This is a genomic window from Streptococcus infantis (genome assembly GCF_047463615.1).
Classification (GTDB): Bacteria; Bacillota; Bacilli; order Lactobacillales; family Streptococcaceae; genus Streptococcus; species Streptococcus infantis_X.
The window spans coordinates 49,529-70,289 of record NZ_JASHDO010000006.1 but is presented as its reverse complement, the minus strand read 5'-3'; the positions used below and the strand labels follow the sequence as shown (position 1 = coordinate 70,289).

27 protein-coding genes are annotated in these 20,761 nt (G+C 40.1%); 25 read left to right on the top strand and 2 right to left on the bottom strand.

Annotation, left to right across the window (positions count from 1 at the left end; translation table 11 throughout):
* Positions 1-28: 28 nt before the first annotated feature.
* Complete coding sequence (locus tag QM874_RS06835) at positions 29-358, bottom strand: helicase BlpT (protein WP_414316725.1); 330 nt, start codon at positions 356-358, stop codon at positions 29-31.
* Between the two features lie 276 nt (positions 359-634).
* Here QM874_RS06835 and QM874_RS06830 point away from each other — a divergent pair, with 276 nt between their 5' ends.
* The 21 genes from QM874_RS06830 to QM874_RS06730 all read left to right on the top strand — a co-directional run bounded on the left by QM874_RS06830 (position 635) and on the right by QM874_RS06730 (position 18,155).
* Complete coding sequence (locus tag QM874_RS06830; RefSeq protein ID WP_414316724.1) at positions 635-973, top strand: LytTR family DNA-binding domain-containing protein; 339 nt, start codon at positions 635-637, stop codon at positions 971-973.
* Between the two features lie 4 nt (positions 974-977).
* Entirely contained in the window at positions 978-1,715 is a 738-nt protein-coding gene (locus QM874_RS06825; RefSeq protein ID WP_414316723.1) for a response regulator transcription factor, read from the top strand.
* Positions 1,716-1,728: 13 nt separating this feature from the next.
* Entirely contained in the window at positions 1,729-3,078 is a 1,350-nt protein-coding gene (locus QM874_RS06820) for a sensor histidine kinase (RefSeq protein ID WP_070460215.1), read from the top strand.
* Positions 3,079-3,179: 101 nt separating this feature from the next.
* On the top strand, positions 3,180-3,536 hold the full coding sequence (locus QM874_RS06815; protein ID WP_414316722.1) for a hypothetical protein: 357 nt from the start codon (positions 3,180-3,182) through the stop codon (positions 3,534-3,536).
* A gap of 197 nt (positions 3,537-3,733) precedes the next feature.
* Positions 3,734-3,886 (top strand): hypothetical protein, encoded by a 153-nt coding sequence (locus QM874_RS06810; RefSeq protein ID WP_414271037.1) that lies wholly within the window; start codon positions 3,734-3,736, stop codon positions 3,884-3,886.
* Positions 3,883-4,287, top strand: coding sequence for an immunity protein (locus tag QM874_RS06805; protein ID WP_414316721.1), 405 nt, complete (start codon positions 3,883-3,885; stop codon positions 4,285-4,287). Before QM874_RS06810 ends, QM874_RS06805 begins: the two co-directional genes overlap by 4 nt.
* Before the next feature lie 965 nt (positions 4,288-5,252).
* Positions 5,253-5,942, top strand: a complete 690-nt coding sequence (locus QM874_RS06800; protein ID WP_414316720.1) for a lysostaphin resistance A-like protein — start codon at positions 5,253-5,255, stop codon at positions 5,940-5,942.
* A 339-nt stretch (positions 5,943-6,281) separates the two neighbouring features.
* Positions 6,282-7,076: a cell cycle regulator CcrZ gene (gene ccrZ / locus QM874_RS06795; RefSeq protein ID WP_075232002.1), complete on the top strand. Its 795-nt coding sequence runs from the start codon at positions 6,282-6,284 to the stop codon at positions 7,074-7,076.
* On the top strand, positions 7,073-7,708 hold the full coding sequence (gene trmB / locus QM874_RS06790) for a tRNA (guanosine(46)-N7)-methyltransferase TrmB (protein ID WP_414316719.1): 636 nt from the start codon (positions 7,073-7,075) through the stop codon (positions 7,706-7,708). The genes ccrZ and trmB overlap by 4 nt, the downstream gene beginning before the upstream one ends.
* A gap of 169 nt (positions 7,709-7,877) precedes the next feature.
* Positions 7,878-9,029 (top strand): glycoside hydrolase family 3 protein, encoded by a 1,152-nt coding sequence (locus tag QM874_RS06785; protein WP_414316718.1) that lies wholly within the window; start codon positions 7,878-7,880, stop codon positions 9,027-9,029.
* A 245-nt stretch (positions 9,030-9,274) separates the two neighbouring features.
* Positions 9,275-9,754 (top strand): ribosome maturation factor RimP, encoded by a 480-nt coding sequence (rimP, locus tag QM874_RS06780; protein ID WP_006155380.1) that lies wholly within the window; start codon positions 9,275-9,277, stop codon positions 9,752-9,754.
* Positions 9,755-9,796: 42 nt separating this feature from the next.
* On the top strand, positions 9,797-10,936 hold the full coding sequence (gene nusA / locus QM874_RS06775) for a transcription termination factor NusA (RefSeq protein ID WP_414316717.1): 1,140 nt from the start codon (positions 9,797-9,799) through the stop codon (positions 10,934-10,936).
* 22 nt (positions 10,937-10,958) lie between these two features.
* Positions 10,959-11,252, top strand: a complete 294-nt coding sequence (gene rnpM / locus QM874_RS06770; RefSeq protein WP_000857562.1) for an RNase P modulator RnpM — start codon at positions 10,959-10,961, stop codon at positions 11,250-11,252.
* Positions 11,245-11,544, top strand: a complete 300-nt coding sequence (locus tag QM874_RS06765; RefSeq protein ID WP_223140590.1) for a YlxQ-related RNA-binding protein — start codon at positions 11,245-11,247, stop codon at positions 11,542-11,544. Before rnpM ends, QM874_RS06765 begins: the two co-directional genes overlap by 8 nt.
* A gap of 16 nt (positions 11,545-11,560) precedes the next feature.
* Complete coding sequence (gene infB, locus QM874_RS06760; RefSeq protein WP_414316716.1) at positions 11,561-14,353, top strand: translation initiation factor IF-2; 2,793 nt, start codon at positions 11,561-11,563, stop codon at positions 14,351-14,353.
* Between the two features lie 167 nt (positions 14,354-14,520).
* Positions 14,521-14,871: a 30S ribosome-binding factor RbfA gene (gene rbfA, locus QM874_RS06755; protein ID WP_049527021.1), complete on the top strand. Its 351-nt coding sequence runs from the start codon at positions 14,521-14,523 to the stop codon at positions 14,869-14,871.
* A gap of 159 nt (positions 14,872-15,030) precedes the next feature.
* On the top strand, positions 15,031-15,810 hold the full coding sequence (locus QM874_RS06750) for a hypothetical protein (protein WP_414273274.1): 780 nt from the start codon (positions 15,031-15,033) through the stop codon (positions 15,808-15,810).
* 1 nt (position 15,811) lies between these two features.
* Complete coding sequence (locus tag QM874_RS06745; RefSeq protein WP_414273273.1) at positions 15,812-15,994, top strand: hypothetical protein; 183 nt, start codon at positions 15,812-15,814, stop codon at positions 15,992-15,994.
* 329 nt (positions 15,995-16,323) lie between these two features.
* On the top strand, positions 16,324-16,557 hold the full coding sequence (locus QM874_RS06740) for a DUF1858 domain-containing protein (protein ID WP_000368732.1): 234 nt from the start codon (positions 16,324-16,326) through the stop codon (positions 16,555-16,557).
* Positions 16,557-17,891 carry a DUF438 domain-containing protein gene (locus tag QM874_RS06735; protein ID WP_414316715.1) on the top strand — a complete coding sequence of 445 codons (1,335 nt, stop codon included), beginning with the start codon at positions 16,557-16,559 and terminating at the stop codon, positions 17,889-17,891. Before QM874_RS06740 ends, QM874_RS06735 begins: the two co-directional genes overlap by 1 nt.
* Positions 17,892-17,900: 9 nt before the next feature.
* On the top strand, positions 17,901-18,155 hold the full coding sequence (locus QM874_RS06730; RefSeq protein WP_414316714.1) for a DUF1912 family protein: 255 nt from the start codon (positions 17,901-17,903) through the stop codon (positions 18,153-18,155).
* Between the two features lie 37 nt (positions 18,156-18,192).
* Here the strand turns inward: QM874_RS06730 and QM874_RS06725 are convergent, their stop codons facing one another.
* A complete protein-coding gene (locus tag QM874_RS06725; RefSeq protein ID WP_414316754.1) occupies positions 18,193-18,498 on the bottom strand; it encodes a DUF898 family protein in 306 nt (101 codons plus the stop codon).
* Positions 18,499-18,661: 163 nt separating this feature from the next.
* Between QM874_RS06725 and QM874_RS06720 the strand changes: the two genes are divergently transcribed.
* From QM874_RS06720 to QM874_RS06705, 4 genes are read left to right on the top strand one after another with little or no spacing between them, the layout of a single operon-like run.
* Positions 18,662-18,952: a DUF4651 domain-containing protein gene (locus tag QM874_RS06720; RefSeq protein WP_414316713.1), complete on the top strand. Its 291-nt coding sequence runs from the start codon at positions 18,662-18,664 to the stop codon at positions 18,950-18,952.
* Entirely contained in the window at positions 18,949-19,266 is a 318-nt protein-coding gene (locus QM874_RS06715) for a thioredoxin family protein (protein WP_414316712.1), read from the top strand. The genes QM874_RS06720 and QM874_RS06715 overlap by 4 nt, the downstream gene beginning before the upstream one ends.
* 13 nt (positions 19,267-19,279) lie before the next feature.
* Positions 19,280-19,906 (top strand): YtpR family tRNA-binding protein, encoded by a 627-nt coding sequence (gene ytpR, locus QM874_RS06710; protein WP_414316711.1) that lies wholly within the window; start codon positions 19,280-19,282, stop codon positions 19,904-19,906.
* A 42-nt stretch (positions 19,907-19,948) separates the two neighbouring features.
* Entirely contained in the window at positions 19,949-20,710 is a 762-nt protein-coding gene (locus QM874_RS06705; RefSeq protein WP_414316710.1) for an SDR family NAD(P)-dependent oxidoreductase, read from the top strand.
* Positions 20,711-20,761 lie beyond the last annotated feature (51 nt).

The following is a 20,761-nucleotide window of genomic DNA, read 5'->3' as shown; positions in this document are numbered from 1 at the left end:
TCAATCTGTCTCAGCTTCTTTTTAGTTACTACAGGATAATGGTTGGTCCGTAGAGACTCAACTTGGTTTTGACTTGGTCAAAGTGAAAGCGGTCATAGGCTCTCCAAGCGGCACGGGTAGGAGCGTCTGGATTGAGGGCACTGAGGCCCATGAGAAGACTGGAAGTTTGGTAAAATTTTTCCAGCTCAATCAAGAATCGATTATCCACTGTCTCAGCTTTAGAGAGAAAGCGGAGGATATTGTCCAGTTGCTCCTGAAAACGGACATCGTCAGCTGTTGCTTGTTTGCAGACTTGGTAAGCTTTGTTTAACTCAGTTATCAGTGTCTGAGCGGTTTTGATTGGGTTTGTATCCGTCATGAGAATTCCTCCTTTGTAATGGTTTTAAAGTTGTTTTAAGCCTTTGCCTTTCTAATCATAGCCTATCACTTTTTACTCTTTTTTTACTTTCAAATCTTTAATTGTCATTGAAATTTCCTGAATGGTAATAGCGGGATTTTATGATAAAATAGTTGTAAGGTTATCATATTTATTTCGGAAAAACTTCGACACTTTAGGAATTTTTAAGAACCGTTTAGGATTTGGCAAAAAATGGATTCTAGACTTATGATATCCTCTCTTCAGGAGGTTTTGTCCATGAACTATATCATCATCCAAAAAGAGAAAGAGATTTTCAAATTAAACATAAAGGATATCTACTATATCCAAACGCATCCAAGTACAGCCCATACCGTGCAGATTGTTACAGAAGACACTAGCTTTGATTTGTTTCAAAATTTAAGCAAGCTTGAGAAACAATATGGGGAAACTTTAACAAGATGTCATCGAAATTGTCTGGTCAACCTTGAACAAGTAAAATCCATGGAACTCCAATCAAAGACTCTTTTTCTTGGAGAAGAAGGTCGATATGCTGTTCAGTATTCCAGACGTCGTTATAGAGAAATTCGCCAAAAATGGTTGAAACAAGGAGAGTAAGAAGATGAGAATATTTGTTTTAGAAGATGATTTTTCCCAACAAGCCAGAATTGAAACAACGATTGAAAAACTTTTGAAAAAACAGAGTATCATTCCCAGTTCTTTTGAAGTCTTTGGGAAACCAGACCAACTGCTGGCGGAGGTGCATGAGAAGGGGGCGCATCAGCTTTTCTTTTTGGACATTGAGATTCGAAACGAAGAGATGAAGGGTCTGGAAGTGGCTAGACAGATTCGGGATCGGGATCCTTATGCCCTGATTGTCTTTGTGACGACTCACTCAGAGTTTATGCCCCTGTCCTTTCGCTACCAAGTTTCAGCTTTGGACTACATTGATAAGGCCTTGTCGGCAAAGGAGTTTGAATCTCGTATCGAGACAGTTCTCCTCTATGCCAATAGTCAAGATAGTAAAAGTCTGGCGGAAGATTGCTTTTACTTTAAATCAAAATTTGCCCAATTCCAGTATCCCTTTAAAGAGGTTTACTATCTCGAAACGTCCCCAAGACCCCATCGTGTTATTCTCTATACCAAGACAGACAGGTTAGAATTTACGGCGAGTTTAGAGGAGGTTCTCAAGCAGGAGCCCCGTCTCTTGCAGTGCCATCGCTCTTTTCTAGTTAATCCAACTAATGTAGTTCGTTTGGATAAGAAAGAAAAACTCCTTTTCTTTCCCAATGGTGGAAGCTGTATAATAGCGCGTTATAAGGTCAGGGAAGTATCTGAGGCTATCAATAACTTGCATTGAGTTAGGAGAACTTATGTATAATATTTGGATTATATTGTATACACTTGTTACTCAGGGACTAGAAATTGTCATATTCTTTAAGGTAGATGGAATTGGTCTCACTTTTGAGAGAATTTTTAAGGCCTTTCTTTTTAAGATACTATTGGCCTTTGTTTTTGTAATGATTAGCTATATAGTAGGAAATACTTACCTATCTTATTTTATGGAACCCTTGTACGGTATCGGCTTATCTTTCTTATTGTTAAGAGGGCTTCCTAAAAAACTCCTTTTCTTTTATGGTCTCTTTCCAATGATATTGGTGAATCTCTTTTATAGAGGTATTTCTTATTTTGTGCTTCCATTTTTGGGACAAGGGCAAGTATATAATGACTACTCATTTACTGGGTTATGTATAATAATTTTCAATTTCTTCATTTCTCTAGCCTTTTTGAAATGGTTGGACTATGATTTCACTAGCTTGAGAAAGGAGATTCTCGATAAAGGTTTTCAAAAGTCCCTTACTACGATTAACTGGATAATGGGGGCCTACTATCTAGTCATGGAAAATCTGTCTTTCTTTGAATATGAACAAAGCATCCAATCAACGACTGTTCGCCATCTCATCCTAGTGTTTTACCTGCTCTTTTTTATGGGGATTATCAAGAAATTGGATACCTATTTGAAGGACAAACTCCATGAGAGACTGAACCAAGAGCAGGACTTGCGCTATAGAGATATGGAACGCTATAGTCGGCATATAGAGGAGCTTTATAAGGAAGTGCGGAGCTTTCGCCATGATTATGCCAACCTCTTGACCAGCTTACGTCTGGGCATTGAAGAGGGGGATATGGAGCAGATAAAAGAGGTCTACGACTCCGTCTTGAAGGATTCTAGCCAAAAATTGCAGGACAATAAATATGACCTAGGTAGGTTGGTGAATGTTCGGGATCGTGCCCTTAAAAGTCTCCTAGCAGGAAAATTTCTAAAAGCCAGAGAAAAGGATATTGTCTTTAATGTCGAAGTTCCTGAGGAGATTCAAGTCGAGAGTATGAGTCTGCTTGATTTTCTGACTATTGTGTCTATCCTTTGTGACAATGCCATTGAAGCTAGTGCAGAGGCCAGTCAACCTCGTGTCTCAATCGCCTTTATAAAAAATGGAGCACAGGAAACCTTTATCGTTGAAAACTCCATCAAAGAAGAGGGGATAGATGTTTCTGAAATCTTCTCTTTTGGAGTTAGTTCTAAAGGGGAGGACCGAGGTGTTGGTCTCTATACCGTCATGAAGATTGTGGAAAGTTATCCCAATGCCAGTCTCAATACCACCTGTCAAGATCAAGTCTTTCGTCAGGTTTTGGCGGTTCATTTGCTGTCAACTTCTGATTAGAGAATGTGTGAACAAGAGGACCTAGGCATTTTAGGTTGAAAAACACTGCTACGATTTGTCCTTATCCAGCCTGACTTTTTATAATATTCGAGGAAAAATAAATGAACCAGAAATCTTATTTTATAGCTTGTTCTGTACTGATCATCCTATCCAATCTTCTCATGTTTTCTCTAGTCAACGAAGGAGAAGGTACAGGAGCTAATCTGATAATAATTGTTTCAACCTGTGTCTTGCTGCCAGCCTTTTTACATGCAGTTGAAAATCAGCAGACATCATTGGTTAGGGCAGAATCCTTGCTCCTCATTCAGATGGCAGTAGTTTCCTTAGTCCGTCTCATCAGCCGAATAGAGAAGACACCTGAAATCTTACATACAGGCCTCACTCTTCTAGTTTTAGCAAGCTGGGTAGCCTTTCTCGTCCTAGCTATCATGAGAATGTATCAGAGAAAAGGGAAGTAAAGATGAGTGCGTTTTGATTTGTTAAGATATATTAGGGCAAGCATATTTTCCGTGCTTACTTTTTATTTATTCTACAATTTAGGAGGTTTTGACGACCATTCATGATTTGGGGGAATTAAGGTCAAAAGGAGTGCTATACTAGCAGTGTAAAGGATATAGCTCAACTAAAATAAAGCACACATTTAAGAGAAAATCTTATGAAGAAAAAAATACTTGTCATTTTCATCTTGTATCTAATCATGTCTCCGCTTGGGGAGAGTAATTGGTATCATTTATTTTATACCATAGCCTATCTGATTGCAGTTATGATCTATTTTGCTATCATTAAAAAGAAAGGAGCAAAGAAATGAAAACTTTTCTTTCTAAAAAACGGAACATCTTCCTAGCCAGATTGTTCCTAGGTCAGTTTCCTGTACTGATCTCTACTTATTTATTTCTATCTCGTCAGTTTTTGCATTTTTCCTTGGTTTTCCAATTGCTTCTAGTGATTATCAACTTGTCTTCTATTTTGGTGATTGTTTACCTCACTAGAGAAATGAGAGTGAGAAAGTTTGAAGATGATGAGTTGGTCAATCCGAGAACCAATCAACTCATGTTCATCGGATTGACAGGCTTTATGTCTATTATCGGTTTGTATAGAGGTATGACGGCGGCAGAATCCTATCAACAACTGATTGGTTATATTGCTTCTGTTCTCTGCTTATTCATCATGCTGCTACTCATTTGGGGCTTGAAGTATTATAAAAAGTAGGGGCTAATGAAGTTTTTGCAATTCAAGATGTTTCGATGATAATTCAAGATTTGGATGAAAAATTTTAAAAAACAATGATAGACTAAATTGGTAAAAGTTGCAACGGGTGTTGCTGCATTCTGTTAAAAAACGCTCTTGATTGATAAGCTGGATTTGATAGGAAAGGAGTAAATAATTATGGATAAGAAAAAGATAGTTTCGACTATAATATGTATAGTATTTCTTGTAGTTTCAGTGGATAATTTTTTTAGAGACTTAACCCAATTAATGTTCATTTTAAATATTATTGGCCTGTCTTGTTTTTCAGTGTTAATATACATTAACATAAAAGAGATGCTCTTAAATAGAAGTAAATGATGATTTGGTTAGTCCTAGAGCCAATCAACTTAGAGGAAATGAGTGGTATTATGTAATGGATGCACTAGCATACTTTGCTTCGGTTTATATCTTCGTTCAGTTCAATAAAAAATGGAGAAAAAGCCACTTTGAATCTTGAACATAGAAGTTTTATAGGTCTGGAATAGATCATCAAAATAAGATGGATGGTTTAAAATAATATCTGCTAAGGATCATCTGTAAAATGCAAAAATGTTGAATCTTTATTTTAATGATTCTAGATGTGGAATTAATAGATGGAGGAATCATATGAAAAAGTATGTGTATTTTTTAGATTTATTTGCCCGAGTTGTAGTGATATTGATATCGCTTGTTCTTTGTATAAGAGTACTCATGATTTCTAATGAACTCTGGAGAAATGTTCTTGTACTGGTAAGTACTCCTGTTACGATCTATAGTCTGGTAACACATAGACCAGGTAAGAAGAACTAATACTCTTCGAAAATCAAATTCAAACCACGTCAGCTTCTCCTTGCCGTACTCAAGTACAGCCTGCGGCTCGCTTCCTAGTTTGCTCTTTGATTTTTATTGAGTATAAGGTACGATAGCAAAGCTATGAAGGAGCTTCTATGAAAAAATATTCTATTCTTTTCAAAACGAGTGCCATTCTTTCTTATTTGTTTTTATTTTTCGGATTGTTTTGGACAACCCAATTTTGGAGAAATTATTGGGAGTTCTCGTCTTGGGTAGGAAATATTATCTGGATTCGAAACATCATCAGTGTTCTCTTTATCTGCTTGATGATTTGGATTTTGGTCAGGTCGGGTCATGCTTATCTCTTTCATATCCCTAGGAAAAAGTGGTTGAGTTTTGCTGTTTTGACGGTGTTAGCAGTTGTCGTACTGATATGCTTTAACTATCTGACAGCTAAACACGTTCAGGGGACAAACGAAAGTTGGAATTTGTTTATTGTCTATAGTGAGACGAATTTTGCGGAGTTCGGTGTTTACCTAACCTTAATCGTACTAGGACCTCTGATGGAAGAATTGGTATGTAGGGGACTGCTTCAACATGCCTTCTTTAAAAATTCCAGATTGGGACTGGATATTCTATTTCCGTCGATTTTATTCGCCTTACCTCATTTTTCAAGCCCTCCTAGTCTACTAGACCTTCTGGTTTATACAGCAGTTGGATGTATATTTGGTGGTTTGACACGCTATACCAAGACTATCTATCCTTCTTACGCGATTCATATTGTTAATAATATCATCGCAAACTTACCGTTTATCATGACTTTTTTACATAGGATATTTGCATGATGAGGACCAGTTAAAAGCTTGAATTGTCAGATTAATACTCATCTAAAATCTCTTCAAACCACGTCAGATTCCATCTGCAACCTCAAAACGGTGTTTTGAGCAACCTGTGGCTCGCTTCCTAGTTCGCTCTTTGATTTTCATTGAGTATAAGTGCAGATTTTTAGGGGGCAATTTACTAAGAAAAAATTGAAAAACCAAGGCTAGGTAGATCTCTCTGCTTGGCTTTTTCTTTTAACAAGATTGGATAAAGGGCTTTTATTTGAGAATCAGGTCTGGACTGGTTGACGAATAGGCTAAAAACTAGTAGAATAGTAAGGAAACTTTATACGGAGGAAAGAAATGGACTTGGGTGATATTGAGCTAACGCTGACCCCTATACCTGGGAAAAGCGGGAAAGCTTATATGGGAAGCTACCCTAATGGGAAGCGCGTCTTTATTAAAATGAACACCTCTCCAATCCTACCTGGTTTAGCCAAGGAACAAATCGCTCCTCAATTATTATGGACTCGCCGTTTATCGGATGGGCGTGATATGTGTGCCCAAGAATGGTTGAATGGTAAAATTTTGACCCCTTATGATATGAATCGCAAGCAGATTATCAATATTCTGAGTCGCTTGCATCGTTCGCGTCCTTTGATGACGCAATTGACTCGTTTGGGCTATTCTTTAGAAACACCTTTTGACTTGCTTCAGGCTTGGTTAAAAGATGCTCCAGAATCCTTGAAGAACAATCAATATCTAAGAATGGTAGTAGAGGATTTGCGAGGAAGCTTGCCAAACTTTAGGGAAGATTATGCAACGATCGTTCATGGAGATGTACGACATAGTAATTGGATTGAGACAGAGAGCGGTCTTATTTATTTAGTGGATTGGGATTCCGTTCGTTTAACGGATCGCATGTTTGATGTGGCGCATATGCTATGTCACTATATTCCAGACTATCAGTGGAAAGAGTGGTTGACTTATTACGGTTACAAATACAACCAAACAGTCATCAACAAACTATTTTGGTATGCTCAGTTATCCTTCTTGAGCCAGATTGCCAAATATTATACAAATGAAGATCTAGAAAATGTCAATCGGGAGATTTATGCCTTGCGCATCTTCCGTGACAAGTATGGAAAGAAGAGATGAGAGTTAGAAATCGTAAAGGGGCAACAGAATTACTAGAGGCTAATCCTCAGTATGTTGTCTTAAATCCTTTAGAAGCCAAAGGAAAATGGCGAGACCTCTTTGGAAATGACAATCCTATCCATGTTGAGGTTGGTAGTGGTAAGGGAGCCTTTGTGTCAGGTATGGCCAAGCAAAACCCTAATATCAACTATATCGGGATTGATATTCAAAAGTCTGTTTTGAGTTATGCCTTGGACAAGGTTTTGGAAGTTGCAGTCCCCAATATTAAGTTGTTGTGGGTTGATGGTTCAGATTTGACTGACTACTTTGAAGATGGTGAGATTGATCGCTTGTACCTAAACTTTTCAGATCCGTGGCCTAAAAAGCGCCATGAAAAGCGTCGTCTAACCTATAAGAGTTTCTTGGATACCTTCAAGCGTATCTTGCCTGAGCACGGTGAGATTCATTTCAAGACAGATAACCGTGGCTTGTTTGAATATAGCCTAGTGAGTTTTTCTCAATATGGCATGAAGCTCAATGGCGTTTGGTTAGATTTACATGCCAGCGACTTTGAAGGAAATGTTATGACGGAGTATGAGCAAAAGTTTTCAAGCAAGGGTCAAGTCATCTATAGAGTTGAAGCTCAGTTTTAATGTAAAGACTTGTTAGTGAAAAACTGTCGTTCACTCAAATATAATGTAAATATGTACCTCAAGGATTTAGTTCTGTCTTCGATAGGACTAAATCCTTGAGGTTTTTAATAGATTTGGGATTTTGATAAGTGTGTACTTGTGCCCTGATAAGTGGTATAATGAAGGGGCTATGAGAAGAAGCATAAAACCTATTGTAGTCTATTTTTTCTTTCTCCTTGTGATAGGTGGTTTGATTTTTTTGGATCATCAACATCATCGACAAGCAGATGTGCAAGTAGAAAAAACTGAGAAAACTACTCAAACTAGTGAAGCAGAGAAGAATAAGGTTGTTGAAGATATATTAGTCACGATGACTTTGGAAGAAAAATTAGGCCAGTTGTTCTGGGCTAGGATTCCTACTAGTCATCAGCTAGAAGACCTTCAGTCCTATCATTTTGGAGGTTATCTCTTGTTTGGACGAGATTTTCAAGGACAAACCCTAGAGGATATGAAGGCTTTGACAGATCGCTACCAAGCTGCTTCGAAGATTCCTTTATTGATTGGTTCAGATGAAGAAGGCGGAACCGTGACTCGTATCAGTTCGATTTTAGAGACTCCTTTCCAATCTCCTATGGAACTTTATCAAAAAGGTGGGATGGAGGCAATTCGTTCTGATACTAGACAGAAGGCAGAGCTGCTAAAATCTGTCGGTATCAATGCTGGACTCTTTCCAGTTGCAGATCTTGCCAGCAATCCATCAGCTTTCATCTATGATCGAACCATTGGACAAGATGCCCAAACGACTGCAAGTTATGTTGAGCAGGTTGTAGAAGAACTTGGAAAGACTAAGGTTGGGTCAACCTTGAAGCATTTTCCGGGATATGGAGATAATGGAGACAGTCATACCGACATTATCCAAGACAATCGTTTCTTGGATGAGTTAAGACAAGCAGATTTTCTACCCTTTCAAGCAGGTATAGATGCAGGTGCGGATAGTGTTTTAGTATCGCACAATATTCTATCCAAGATTGATACTGTTCCGTCATCTATCTCTCCAAAAATTAATGATATTCTTCGCAAGGAACTTCACTTCAATGGGGTTATTATGACGGATGATCTAGATATGGCAGGATTGGCTGATTTTGTCAATCAGGATGAAGCTGCCCTTCAAGCAATTTTAGCGGGTAATGATTTGATTTTAGGATCTTCGTACCAAACTCAAATTCCTTATTTATTAAAGAAAGTCTCCTCAGGAGAGCTGACAGAAGAGCGTATTGATGAGTCTGTGAGACGTATTTTACCTTGGAAATATGACTTGGGGATATTAGGGACTTTGCAGTAAAGAGGGGAGATGACTAGAAAAGGATCAGCTGCTTGGATGCGGAACAGTTGATTTGTAAGGAATTCAGATTGCTTGGTAAAGAAACTGATATCTTTCTATAAAATCGTGCAGAATTTTAAGAAAAAGCTTAAAATCAAGCCTTCTGAGTGCTTATACTTTACATAAGTAGTCAAAAGTGTTATACTGTAAGTAAGAATATGAGAAAGTGAGGCGGGGAAATATCTTCGCCTCTTGCTTATGAGGAGGTGGACGCAATCGCAACTATCGTAGAATTAGTCAGAGAAGTCGTAGAACCTGTCATTGAAGCTCCCTTTGAACTCGTGGATATCGAGTACGGAAAGATTGGCAGTGACATGATTCTTAGTATTTTTGTAGATAAACCAGAGGGAATTACCTTGAACGACACAGCGGACTTGACAGAAATCATCAGTCCTGTCCTAGATACTATCAAGCCAGATCCCTTCCCAGAACAATATTTCTTAGAAATCACCAGTCCAGGCTTGGAGCGTCCTTTGAAAACCAAGGAAGCAGTCGCTGGAGCAGTTGGGAAATACATCCATGTTGGACTTTACCAAGCCATCGATAAGCAAAAGGTCTTTGAAGGAACCTTGCTAGCCTTTGAAGAGGATGAGTTGACTATGGAATATATGGACAAGACACGTAAGAAAACAGTCCAAATTCCATATAACTTGGTATCAAAAGCACGTTTAGCAGTAAAATTATAGTAAAAGAAAGGAAGCTTTTGAAGATTCAAAAGTGAATAGAAGATGAGTAAAGAAATGCTAGAGGCCTTCCGCATTTTGGAAGAAGACAAGGGAATCAAAAAAGAAGACATCATTGATGCAGTGGTGGAATCACTTCGTTCAGCCTATCGCAGACGCTATGGTCAATCAGACAGTGTAGCCATTGATTTCAACGAAAAGACAGGTGACTTTACAGTTTATACTGTTCGTGAAGTAGTTGATGAAGTATTTGATAGCCGTTTGGAAATCAGCTTAAAAGATGCCCTTGCTATTAATTCAGCCTACGAGCTTGGGGACAAGATTAAATTTGAAGAAGCACCAGGAGAGTTTGGTCGTGTAGCAGCCCAATCTGCCAAACAAACCATCATGGAAAAAATGCGCAAGCAAACACGTGCCATTACCTACAATACTTACAAAGAGCATGAACAAGAAATCATGTCAGGTACAGTGGAGCGCTTCGACAATCGCTTTATCTATGTCAACCTTGGCAGCATCGAAGCTCAATTGTCAAAACAAGACCAAATTCCTGGAGAAGTCTTTGCTTCTCACGATCGTATCGAAGTTTATGTCTACAAGGTTGAAGACAATCCTCGTGGAGTGAATGTCTTTGTAAGCCGTAGCCATCCAGAAATGATCAAACGCTTGATGGAACAAGAAATTCCAGAAGTCTATGACGGAACAGTTGAGATCATGAGCGTGGCTCGTGAAGCAGGTGATCGTACAAAGGTTGCTGTTCGTAGCCACAATCCAAACGTGGATGCGATCGGGACAATCGTCGGACGTGGTGGTGCTAACATCAAGAAAATTACTAGCAAATTCCACCCAGCTCGCTACGATGCCAAGAGCGATCGTATGGTCCCAATCGAAGAAAACATCGACGTTATTGAATGGGTAGCAGATCCAGCTGAATTTATCTACAATGCTATCGCTCCTGCAGAAGTTGACCAAGTTATCTTTGATGAAAACGACAGCAAACGTGCCTTGGTCGTTGTGCCAGATAACAAGCTTTCTCTTGCGATCGGTCGTCGTGGACAAAACGTTCGTTTGGCAGCTCATTTGACTGGCTACCGTATCGATATCAAGTCTGCAAGTGAGTTTGAAGCCATGGAAGCAGCAGAACAAGCTGACCAGGTAGAAACAGACGAATTGGTCGAAGAAGAATAAGAGCTGATCAGAGGAGGGAAGGATGAAAACTAGAAAAATCCCTTTGCGCAAGTCTGTTGTGTCCAATGAAGTGATTGATAAACGCGATTTACTCCGTATTGTCAAGAACAAAGAGGGACAGGTCTTTATCGACCCGACAGGCAAGGCTAATGGTCGTGGTGCTTATATCAAGCTAGACAATGCAGAAGCCCTTGAGGCCAAAAAGAAAAAAGTCTTTAACCGTAGCTTTAGTATGGAAGTTGAAGAGAGCTTTTATGACGAGTTGATTGCCTATGTCGATCACAAAGTGAAAAGAAGAGAGTTAGGACTTGAATAAACAAAAAATTGCCAATCTCTTGGGACTTGCTCAGAGAGCAGGGAAAATCATCTCGGGTGAAGAAATGGTCGTCAAGGCTATCCAAGACCAGAAAGTAAAACTGGTATTTCTCGCCCATGATGCTGGTCCCAACCTGACCAAGAAGATTCAGGATAAAAGTCATTATTATCAAGTAGAAGTTATTACCGTGTTTTCAACACTGGAATTAAGCATAGCAGTCGGAAAATCAAGAAAAGTTTTGGCTGTGACAGATGCTGGATTTACAAAGAAAATGAGGTCTCTTATGGAATAGAAGAGGAGGACATGATTTGTCTAAGAAAAGATTGTACGAAATCGCAAAAGAACTTGGAAAAGAAAGTAAGGAAGTTGTAGCGCGTGCAAAAGAGTTGGGCTTGGATGTGAAAAGCCACTCATCAAGTGTGGAAGAAGCTGTCGCTGCAAAAATCGCTGCCAGCTTTAAGTCTGCTGCTCCGAAAGTAGAAGCAAAACCTGCAGAACCAAAAGCAAGTACAGAAAAGAAAGCCGAAAAATCTGAGCCAGCTAAACCAGCTGTAGCTAAGGAAGAGGAAAAACCAGCAGCAGCGGTTGCCCCTAAAGAAGAGAGAGTGGCGCCAGTAAAACCGCAGAGTCGAAACTTTAAGGCTGAGCGTGAAGCACGTGCAAAAGAGCAGGCTGAACGACGCAAGCAAAATAAGGGCAATAACCGTGACCACCAACAAAATGGGAATCGTCAAAAAAATGATGACCGTAATGGTGGTAAACAAGGTCAAGGCAATCGCGACAATCGTCGCTTTAATGACCAAGCTAAGAAACAGCAAGGTCAGCAAAATCGTGGAAATGATCGCCGCAAGCAAGAGGACAAACGTCCAAATCAAGCAGGCCCACGTGTTGACTTTAAAGCCCGTGCAGCTGCTCTAAAGGCAGAACAAAATGCAGAATATGCTCGTTCAAGTGAGGAACGCTTCAAGCAAACTCAAGCAGCTAAAGAAGCCTTGGCCCAAGCAAATAAACGCAAGGAACCTGAGGAAATCTTTGAAGAAGCTGCTAAATTGGCTGAACAAGTACAGCAAGTTCAACCAGTGGTTGAAGTAGCTCCTGCAGCTAAAGAACCTGTAGTGGATACACGTCGTAAGAAACAAGCCCGACCAGACAAAGAACGTGATGATTTCGATCACGAAGAAGATGGTCCTAGAAAACAACAAAAGAATCGAAGTAGTCAAAATCAAGTGAGAAATCAAAGAAATAGTAACTGGAACAATAACAAAAAGAATAAAAAAGGCAATAACAAAAACAACCGTAGTCAGGCACCAAAACCTGTTACAGAGCGTAAGTTCCATGAATTGCCAACAGAATTTGAATATACAGATGGTATGACCGTCGCGGAAATTGCAAAACGTATCAAGCGCGAACCAGCTGAGATTGTTAAGAAACTCTTCATGATGGGCGTGATGGCGACACAAAACCAGTCCTTAGACGGTGAAACAATCGAACTCCTCATGGTCGATTACGGTATTGATGCGAAACAAAAGGTTGAAGTGGACAATGCTGATATCGAACGTTTCTTCGCTGAAGATGGTTATCTCAATGAAGATGAACTTGTAGAGCGTCCACCAGTTGTAACGATCATGGGACACGTTGACCATGGTAAAACAACCCTTTTGGATACCCTTCGTAATTCTCGTGTTGCAACAGGTGAAGCCGGTGGTATCACTCAGCATATCGGTGCCTATCAGATTGAGGAAAATGGTAAGAAGATTACCTTCCTTGACACACCAGGACACGCAGCCTTTACCTCTATGCGTGCGCGTGGTGCCTCTGTTACCGATATTACCATCTTGGTCGTAGCGGCAGATGACGGGGTAATGCCTCAAACTATCGAAGCCATCAACCACTCAAAAGCAGCTAATGTCCCAATCATCGTAGCCATCAACAAGATTGATAAACCAGGTGCCAACCCAGAACGTGTTATCGGTGAATTGGCTGAACATGGTGTTATGTCAACTGCCTGGGGTGGAGATTCTGAGTTTGTAGAAATCTCAGCCAAGTTCAACCAAAATATCGATGAACTCTTGGAAACTGTCCTTCTTGTGGCTGAAATCCAAGAACTCAAAGCAGACCCAACAGTTCGTGCCATCGGTACTGTTATCGAAGCCCGTTTGGATAAAGGTAAAGGTGCGGTTGCAACCCTTCTTGTTCAACAAGGTACCTTGAATGTTCAAGACCCAATCGTTGTCGGAAATACCTTCGGTCGTGTCCGTGCTATGACCAACGACCTTGGACGTCGTGTGAAGGTTGCAGGACCATCAACACCAGTATCGATCACTGGTTTGAACGAAGCGCCAATGGCGGGTGACCACTTTGCCGTTTACGAAGATGAAAAATCTGCTCGTGCAGCTGGTGAAGAACGTGCTAAACGTGCTCTTATGAAGCAACGTCAAGCTACACAACGTGTCAGCCTTGAAAATCTCTTTGATACCCTTAAAGCTGGTGAACTCAAGTCAGTTAACGTCATTATCAAGGCAGACGTACAAGGTTCCGTTGAAGCACTTTCTGCCTCACTTCAAAAAATTGATGTTGAGGGCGTGAAAGTTACCATCGTCCATGCGGCTGTCGGTGCTATCAATGAATCTGACGTGACTCTTGCCGAAGCTTCAAATGCCTTTATCGTTGGTTTCAACGTACGCCCTACACCACAAGCTCGTCAACAAGCAGAAGCTGACGATGTAGAAATCCGTCTCCACAGCATCATCTACAAGGTGATCGAAGAGATGGAAGAAGCCATGAAAGGGATGCTTGACCCAGAATTTAAAGAAAAAGTTATCGGTGAAGCGATCATCCGAGAAACCTTCAAGGTATCTAAAGTGGGAACAATCGGTGGATTTATGGTTACTAGTGGTAAAGTTACCCGTGATTCTAAAGTCCGTGTCATCCGTGATGGTGTCGTAATTTACGATGGTGCCCTAGCTAGCTTGAAACACTATAAAGATGACGTCAAAGAAGTTACAAACGGCCGTGAAGGTGGTCTTATGATTGATGGTTACAATGATCTTAAGATGGATGATGTGATTGAAGCCTATATCATGGAAGAAATTAAGAGATAATAGAGAAACGATAGCTCATTTGACTCGTTGTCAACAGCGCCTTGATGAACCCTTAGTTCTATCTATGGCTTGTTTCCTAGATTCAAATGGCTCTAGTTCCTCTATTTACTAGACAAAGCTAGGTCTGCTGGCCTAGCTTTTGGTTCAATTGAGAGAAAGGAAAAAGCATGGCAAATCATTTCCGTACGGACCGTGTGGGCATGGAAATCAAGCGCGAAGTCAATGAGATTTTGCAAAAGAAAGTCCGTGATCCGCGTGTCCAAGGTGTGACTATCACTGATGTTCAGATGCTAGGTGATTTATCTATGGCTAAGGTTTACTACACTATTTTGAGTAATCTTGCCTCAGATAATCAGAAAGCTCAAGTCGGGCTTGAAAAAGCAACTGGCACCATCAAACGTGAACTTGGTCGCAATTTGAAATTGTACAAAATTCCAGACTTAACTTTCGTCAAAGACGAATCCATCGAATATGGAAACAAGATTGACGAGATGCTACGCAATCTGGATAAACATTAAGTAGAAAGAGGGGCAACCCTCTTTTTTGTGTGTCTATAAGTAGGTCATTGTCTAGTCAGATTAGATGAGTAGAAATCAAGAAAATAAATCTTGAAAATATCATTTATTCCATAAATATGATAAGATAAAGCTTGATATGAATGAAAAACGGAGATAGAGATGGCTAAAGAAGATGTGGCGATGCATGTGTTGCAACAGGTAGTAAAACTTCCTGTCGTCAAAGTGAACCGGTCAAAATTTTTAATGGATAAATTCTCTAAGAAAGTGGCTTCAAAGGATATTCCTAGATTATTGGAAGAAGGGCCGACAGCTTTATTACCTAAGGAAACCTTAGATCAAGTGGCCAATGCCTGTATTAAAGATAATGTTTTACTGGCAAGTGGGACATCTGTTTTGGCAGGTTTGCCAGGAGGTATTGCCATGGCAGTTACCATTCCGACAGATGTAGCCCAATTTTACGCATTTTCATTAAAACTAGCCCAGGAGCTAGGCTATATTTACGGCTATGATGATCTCTGGGCTTCGCGAAATGAGCTGAGCGAAGAAGCTAAAAATACCCTCTTGCTCTATCTGGGAGTGATGTTGGGAGTAAATGGTGCGGGCGCTCTACTTCGTTCTGGTGGTGTTACAGTTGCTAAGCAAGTGATGAAAATTGTAAACAAAAAGGCTTTGACAAAGACTCTTTGGTATCCAATTTTGGAAAAAGCTCTGAAAATCTTTGGAGTGAATCTGACTAAGGGAGGATTGGCTAAGGGGATGGGAAAAGTTATTCCTATCTTAGGTGGAGTCCTATCAGGTGGCTTAACTTTTGCGACCATGAAACCCATGGGAGAAAGATTGCAAAAAGAATTGTCCAAATTGATTAACTACGATGAAGCACAATATCAAAGAGATGTTGCCACTATCCAAAAAGAGGTTAAAATCATCGAAGGAGAATGACATGGGGATCATAACAGTACTGGCCAAAACATACGGTAATTATCTTCTTACAAAGCAAGCTTTAAAAGTTGCAGAAACCATGAAGAAAGATGAAAATATAGTAGTTGGCTTAGGAAAATTATTTCTTGTAGATAAGCTTATGGATACAGCTACTTGGTTGATGAAGCCGGAGGATAAAGAATGAAATCTTTTTGGAGGCTCTTCACTCTTCTTTTTATAACACCAATTGTTGGTCTGATAAAAATACTCTGGTTCCTAATCTCTTTCGCCATCCAATTACTGTTTTACAAGATTCTTTTTAAGATATTAGACTGGTTTTTCAAAGTTCTCTAATAATCATGCTAGGGATACATTAAGACTTTGTGATATCACTAGGAAGAGCCGACATAGACATGAACAATGATTTTATAAGAAATAAACTAGCAAGACTTGTACTGCTAGTTTTTTTAATCATTGTCCTTATGGTATAATAAAAATAGCTAAATGATTAGAGATAGACTCATGGAGGTTCTCATGGACAATATAATCGATGTATCAATTCCAGTTGCGGAAGTGGTGGATAAACATCCAGAAGTTTTAGATATTTTGGTTGAGCTTGGTTTTAAACCTCTTGCAAATCCCTTGATGCGTAATACTGTAGGGCGAAAAGTTTCGCTTAAACAGGGTTCTAAACTCGAGGGAACTCCTATGGATAAGATTGTGCGTACGCTTGAAGCAAATGGTTACGAAGTGATCGGGTTAGACTAATGACAGATGAACGTATTCATATCCTGCGGGATATTTTATTAGAATTGCATCATGGAGCCTCTCCAGAGTCCGTTCAGGAACGCTTTGATGCAACCTTTACAGGTGTATCAGCTATCGAGATTTCCCTTATGGAGCACGAGTTGATGAACTCGGACTCAGGTGTGACCTTTGAAGATGTCATGGAGCTTTGTGATGTCCATGCCAATCTCTTTAAAAATGCTGTTAAGGGTGTCGAGGTTGAAGATACCGACCATCCAGGTCATCCCGTGCGTGTCTTTAAGGATGAAAATCTAGCCCTTCGTGCTGCTTTGATTCGGGTTCGTAGATTGCTCTCGACTTATGAATCTGTGGACGATGAGGAAATGCTGGTTGAGATGCGCAAAGGCTTGGTACGTCAGATGGGGCTTGTTGGTCAATTTGATATTCACTACCAGCGCAAGGAAGAGCTCTTTTTTCCTATCATGGAACGTTATGGACATGATTCACCTCCCAAAGTCATGTGGGGAGTTGATGATCAGATTAGGGAACTCTTTCAAACAGCTTTAGCGGCAACTAAGTCGCTCCCAGAAGTGCCAATTTCCGCCGTAAAGGAAGCTTTTGAAGCTTTTGCGACAGAGTTTGAAAGTATGATCTTCAAGGAAGAGTCTATCCTCCTTATGATATTGCTCGAATCTTTTACCCAAGATGACTGGATTCAGATTGCTGAGGAAAGTGATGCTTATGGCTATGCTATCATCCGCCCGTCTGAAAAATGGGTTCCTGAACGTAAAAGCTTTGTTGAGAAGAAAAGTGTAGAAGAACCAACTCAGTCAGAAACTGTAGATGGACAAGTTCAGCAAGTGATTGATACGCCAGAAGGTCAGTTTACCATCACCTTCACACCTAAGGAAAAGGAAACAGTGGTAGACCGCAATAGCCAACAGGCTTTTGGAAATGGTTATCTCTCAGTTGAGCAGGCAAATCTTATCCTTAATCACCTTCCTATGGAGATTACCTTTGTTAATAAGGATGATATCTTCCAGTATTATAACAATAATACGCCAGCAGATGAGATGATTTTCAAGAGGACACCGTCTCAAGTTGGACGAAATGTCGAACTATGCCACCCACCAAAATATTTGGAGAAAGTCAAAGCGATTATGCAAGGTCTTCGTGAAGGGAAAAAAGACAAGTACGAGATGTGGTTCAAGTCAGAATCACGTGGAAAGTTTGTCCATGTCACTTATGCAGCTGTCCACGATCAAGCAGGAGAGTTTCAAGGAGTCTTGGAGTACGTTCAGGATATCCAGCCTTACCGTGAGATTGATACAGACTATTTCCGTGGATTAGAATAAGGAGAAAAAATGAGTTACGAACAAGAATTTATGAAAGAATTTGAAGCCTGGGTTAATACCCAAATCATGATTAATGATATGGCGTTCAAGGAAAGCCAAAAGGTCTGTGAAGAAGATCAAGATGAGCGTGCAAAAGATGCCATGATTCGCTACGAAAGTCGATTGGATGCCTACCAGTTCTTGCTAGGTAAGTTTGAAAACTTTAAGGCCGGTAAGGGATTCCATGATTTACCAGAGGGTTTATTTGGAGAGAGACATTATTAAGAGCTATAAAAAAAGTGTGGTCTATAAACCGCACTTTTTACATATGATGGGTATGCTTAGTAATCCATTGTTCTGTTTTTATTTTTAACCAAAATGAATAGATTCCAAGAGTGATAATCGTCAGTAAGAACCATTTGATCCAATTTCCAAATAACTGGGCGCCAGTTCCATCAAAATATAAACATTGACCATCGATGACAGTATGTCGGACTTTCCAATCTTGCATAAAACAAACGGCCCAAGGTGTGGCAATTCCTAGAGTTAAGGCGATGATGAAAAAAGCGACAATCGAGTGCCCGATAAAGCTGAGTAATCCACCGTCAAAATAACTTTCTTTGTTAATTTAGAGTCTCCTTAGAATTTTATGGATAAGTAAATCGTTACTTTGAGGTATTGTACCATAGGAGGAGATAGGAGTCAATATTTCTTGAAATGAGGCACTATAGTTCAAACGAAAATAGCATTCACGATTTGTCCTACTTATCTTTTTGTGTTACAATGTTAGCATGAAAACGAAAAATATTATTAAAACAGGTTTAGTCGTGGCAGGGCTTGGAGCACTTGCCTTTGGTGCTAAGAAATTAGCTGATGATCACAAACTCATGAAGACACAGGAAGAGTTAACGGCTATTGTGCGTGACTACTTTTCAGAAATGGGTGAAATTGCGACTCTCTATGTCCAAGTCTACGAAAGTAGCCTAGAACGTCTCGTTGGTGGTGTCATTTTTGAGGATGGTCGTCACTATACCTTTGTCTATGAAGATGAAGATCTTATCTACGAGGAGGAAGTCTTATGATAAATCCTCATAGTTTGGAAGAACTAGCTAATCTAGTTGAACAGGATGGCAAGAAGGTCTTCCTTTTTGTTGCGGATTGGTGTGGCGATTGTCGTTATATCTACCCTGCCTTGCCAGAGATTGAAGAGTCAAATCCAGAGTTCATTTTTATACGGGTAGACCGAGATGAGTACATGGAACTTGCTAAACTTTGGGATGTTTACGGGATTCCAAGTCTTGTTGTCTTAGATAAGGACAAGGAGATTGGACGCTTTGTCAATCGTGACCGTAAAACCAAGGCACAAATTAACGACTTTTTAGCAGGATTAAAATAGGAGAAGAGAAAGAATGATTTTTACATATAATAAAGAACATGTCGGTGATGTCCTTATGGTCATCGTGAAAAACAGTGGCGATGCCAAACTAGATGTTGAACGTAAAGGCAATGTGGCGCGTGTTTTCCTAAAGGAAACAGGTGAAACTGTCGCTTGGAATATTTTTGAAGTTTCTAGCTTGTTTGAACTTGAAGACCGTGGCCAAGTATTTTTAACAGACGACCAAGTAGATCGTTTGAATCAAGAATTGCAGGCGCAAGGTTTTACTGAAGAAATCATTAACGATAATGAACCAAAATTTGTGGTTGGTGAGATTGTAGAAATGGTTGCGCATCCAGATAGTGACCACCTCAATATCTGTCAAGTTGCTGTTGGGAATGACAAAACAGTGCAAATCGTGGCAGGTGCTCCAAATGCGCGTCTTGGTTTGAAAACCATTGTTGCTCTTCCTGGAGCTATGATGCCAAAAGGCAATCTAATTTTCCCAGGGGAACTTCGTGGGGAAAAGAGTTTTGGGATGATGTGCAGTCCTCGCGAACTTGCCTTGCCAAATGCTCCGCAGAAACGTGGAGTCATTGAGTTGTCAGATGACCAAGTTGTTGGAACACCTTTCGATCCAGCTAAGCACTGGACTGCTTAAGATGCTGTCAGTATCTGAATACACCAGATAGAAGGAAATAAGATGGCAAAAAATGTAGTCATTACAGGTGCAACATCGGGTATTGGTGAAGCCATTGCACGTGCTTATCTAAAAGAAGGTGAGAATATCGTTCTTACAGGGCGTCGAAGAGAAAGACTTGAAGCTCTCAAAACTGAGTTTGTAGAAACCTTTCCAAATCAAAAAGTCTGGACCTTTTCGCTAGATGTAACCGATATGACAATGGTTAAGACTGTCTGTTCAGATATTCTAAAAACTGTGGGTCAGATTGATATATTGGTCAATAACGCTGGACTTGCTTTAGGCTTAGCTCCCTATCATGACTATGAAGAGTTGGATATGCTGACCATGTTGGATACCAATGTCAAGGGCTTGATGGCTGTTACTCGTTGTCTCTTGCCTTCCATGATAGCAGCTAATCAAGGACATATTATCAATATGGGTTCCACTGCAGGGATTTATGCTTACGCTGGTGCAGCAGTCTATTCAGCAACCAAGGCTGCAGTCAAAACCTTTTCAGATGGACTACGGATTGATACCATAGCTACAGATATCAAGGTGACGACTATTCAGCCTGGTATTGTAGAGACTGATTTTTCAAAAGTCCGTTTCCATGGAGATGAGGCACGGGCTGCAACGGTCTATCAGGGGCTCGAAGCCTTGCAGGCACAAGATATCGCAGATGCTGTGGTTTATGTGACCAGCCAACCTCGTCGGGTGCAAATCACAGATATGACCATCATGGCTAATCAACAAGCCACTGGATTTATGATTCATAGAGACTAACATTATTTGAAAAAAGTTACAAATTTTGTAACTTTTTTTGATTTCCTTCGA

What these genes read in the sequence shown, in the direction of transcription:
- QM874_RS06785 (WP_414316718.1), top strand. Translation starts at nt 7,878, where the DNA reads ATGAGAAGAAGCATAAAACCTATTGTAGTCTATTTTTTCTTTCTCCTT.
- QM874_RS06745 (WP_414273273.1), top strand. Translation starts at nt 15,812, where the DNA reads ATGGGGATCATAACAGTACTGGCCAAAACATACGGTAATTATCTTCTT.
- trmB (WP_414316719.1), top strand. Translation starts at nt 7,073, where the DNA reads ATGAGAGTTAGAAATCGTAAAGGGGCAACAGAATTACTAGAGGCTAAT.
- QM874_RS06835 (WP_414316725.1), bottom strand. Translation starts at nt 358, where the DNA reads ATGACGGATACAAACCCAATCAAAACCGCTCAGACACTGATAACTGAG.
- QM874_RS06740 (WP_000368732.1), top strand. Translation starts at nt 16,324, where the DNA reads ATGGACAATATAATCGATGTATCAATTCCAGTTGCGGAAGTGGTGGAT.
- QM874_RS06810 (WP_414271037.1), top strand. Translation starts at nt 3,734, where the DNA reads ATGAAGAAAAAAATACTTGTCATTTTCATCTTGTATCTAATCATGTCT.
- nusA (WP_414316717.1), top strand. Translation starts at nt 9,797, where the DNA reads ATGAGTAAAGAAATGCTAGAGGCCTTCCGCATTTTGGAAGAAGACAAG.
- QM874_RS06715 (WP_414316712.1), top strand. Translation starts at nt 18,949, where the DNA reads ATGATAAATCCTCATAGTTTGGAAGAACTAGCTAATCTAGTTGAACAG.
- QM874_RS06820 (WP_070460215.1), top strand. Translation starts at nt 1,729, where the DNA reads ATGTATAATATTTGGATTATATTGTATACACTTGTTACTCAGGGACTA.
- QM874_RS06750 (WP_414273274.1), top strand. Translation starts at nt 15,031, where the DNA reads ATGGCTAAAGAAGATGTGGCGATGCATGTGTTGCAACAGGTAGTAAAA.
- QM874_RS06830 (WP_414316724.1), top strand. Translation starts at nt 635, where the DNA reads ATGAACTATATCATCATCCAAAAAGAGAAAGAGATTTTCAAATTAAAC.
- QM874_RS06720 (WP_414316713.1), top strand. Translation starts at nt 18,662, where the DNA reads ATGAAAACGAAAAATATTATTAAAACAGGTTTAGTCGTGGCAGGGCTT.
- rbfA (WP_049527021.1), top strand. Translation starts at nt 14,521, where the DNA reads ATGGCAAATCATTTCCGTACGGACCGTGTGGGCATGGAAATCAAGCGC.
- QM874_RS06825 (WP_414316723.1), top strand. Translation starts at nt 978, where the DNA reads ATGAGAATATTTGTTTTAGAAGATGATTTTTCCCAACAAGCCAGAATT.
- ccrZ (WP_075232002.1), top strand. Translation starts at nt 6,282, where the DNA reads ATGGACTTGGGTGATATTGAGCTAACGCTGACCCCTATACCTGGGAAA.
- QM874_RS06735 (WP_414316715.1), top strand. Translation starts at nt 16,557, where the DNA reads ATGACAGATGAACGTATTCATATCCTGCGGGATATTTTATTAGAATTG.
- QM874_RS06730 (WP_414316714.1), top strand. Translation starts at nt 17,901, where the DNA reads ATGAGTTACGAACAAGAATTTATGAAAGAATTTGAAGCCTGGGTTAAT.
- QM874_RS06800 (WP_414316720.1), top strand. Translation starts at nt 5,253, where the DNA reads ATGAAAAAATATTCTATTCTTTTCAAAACGAGTGCCATTCTTTCTTAT.
- QM874_RS06805 (WP_414316721.1), top strand. Translation starts at nt 3,883, where the DNA reads ATGAAAACTTTTCTTTCTAAAAAACGGAACATCTTCCTAGCCAGATTG.
- ytpR (WP_414316711.1), top strand. Translation starts at nt 19,280, where the DNA reads ATGATTTTTACATATAATAAAGAACATGTCGGTGATGTCCTTATGGTC.
- rnpM (WP_000857562.1), top strand. Translation starts at nt 10,959, where the DNA reads ATGAAAACTAGAAAAATCCCTTTGCGCAAGTCTGTTGTGTCCAATGAA.
- QM874_RS06815 (WP_414316722.1), top strand. Translation starts at nt 3,180, where the DNA reads ATGAACCAGAAATCTTATTTTATAGCTTGTTCTGTACTGATCATCCTA.
- QM874_RS06705 (WP_414316710.1), top strand. Translation starts at nt 19,949, where the DNA reads ATGGCAAAAAATGTAGTCATTACAGGTGCAACATCGGGTATTGGTGAA.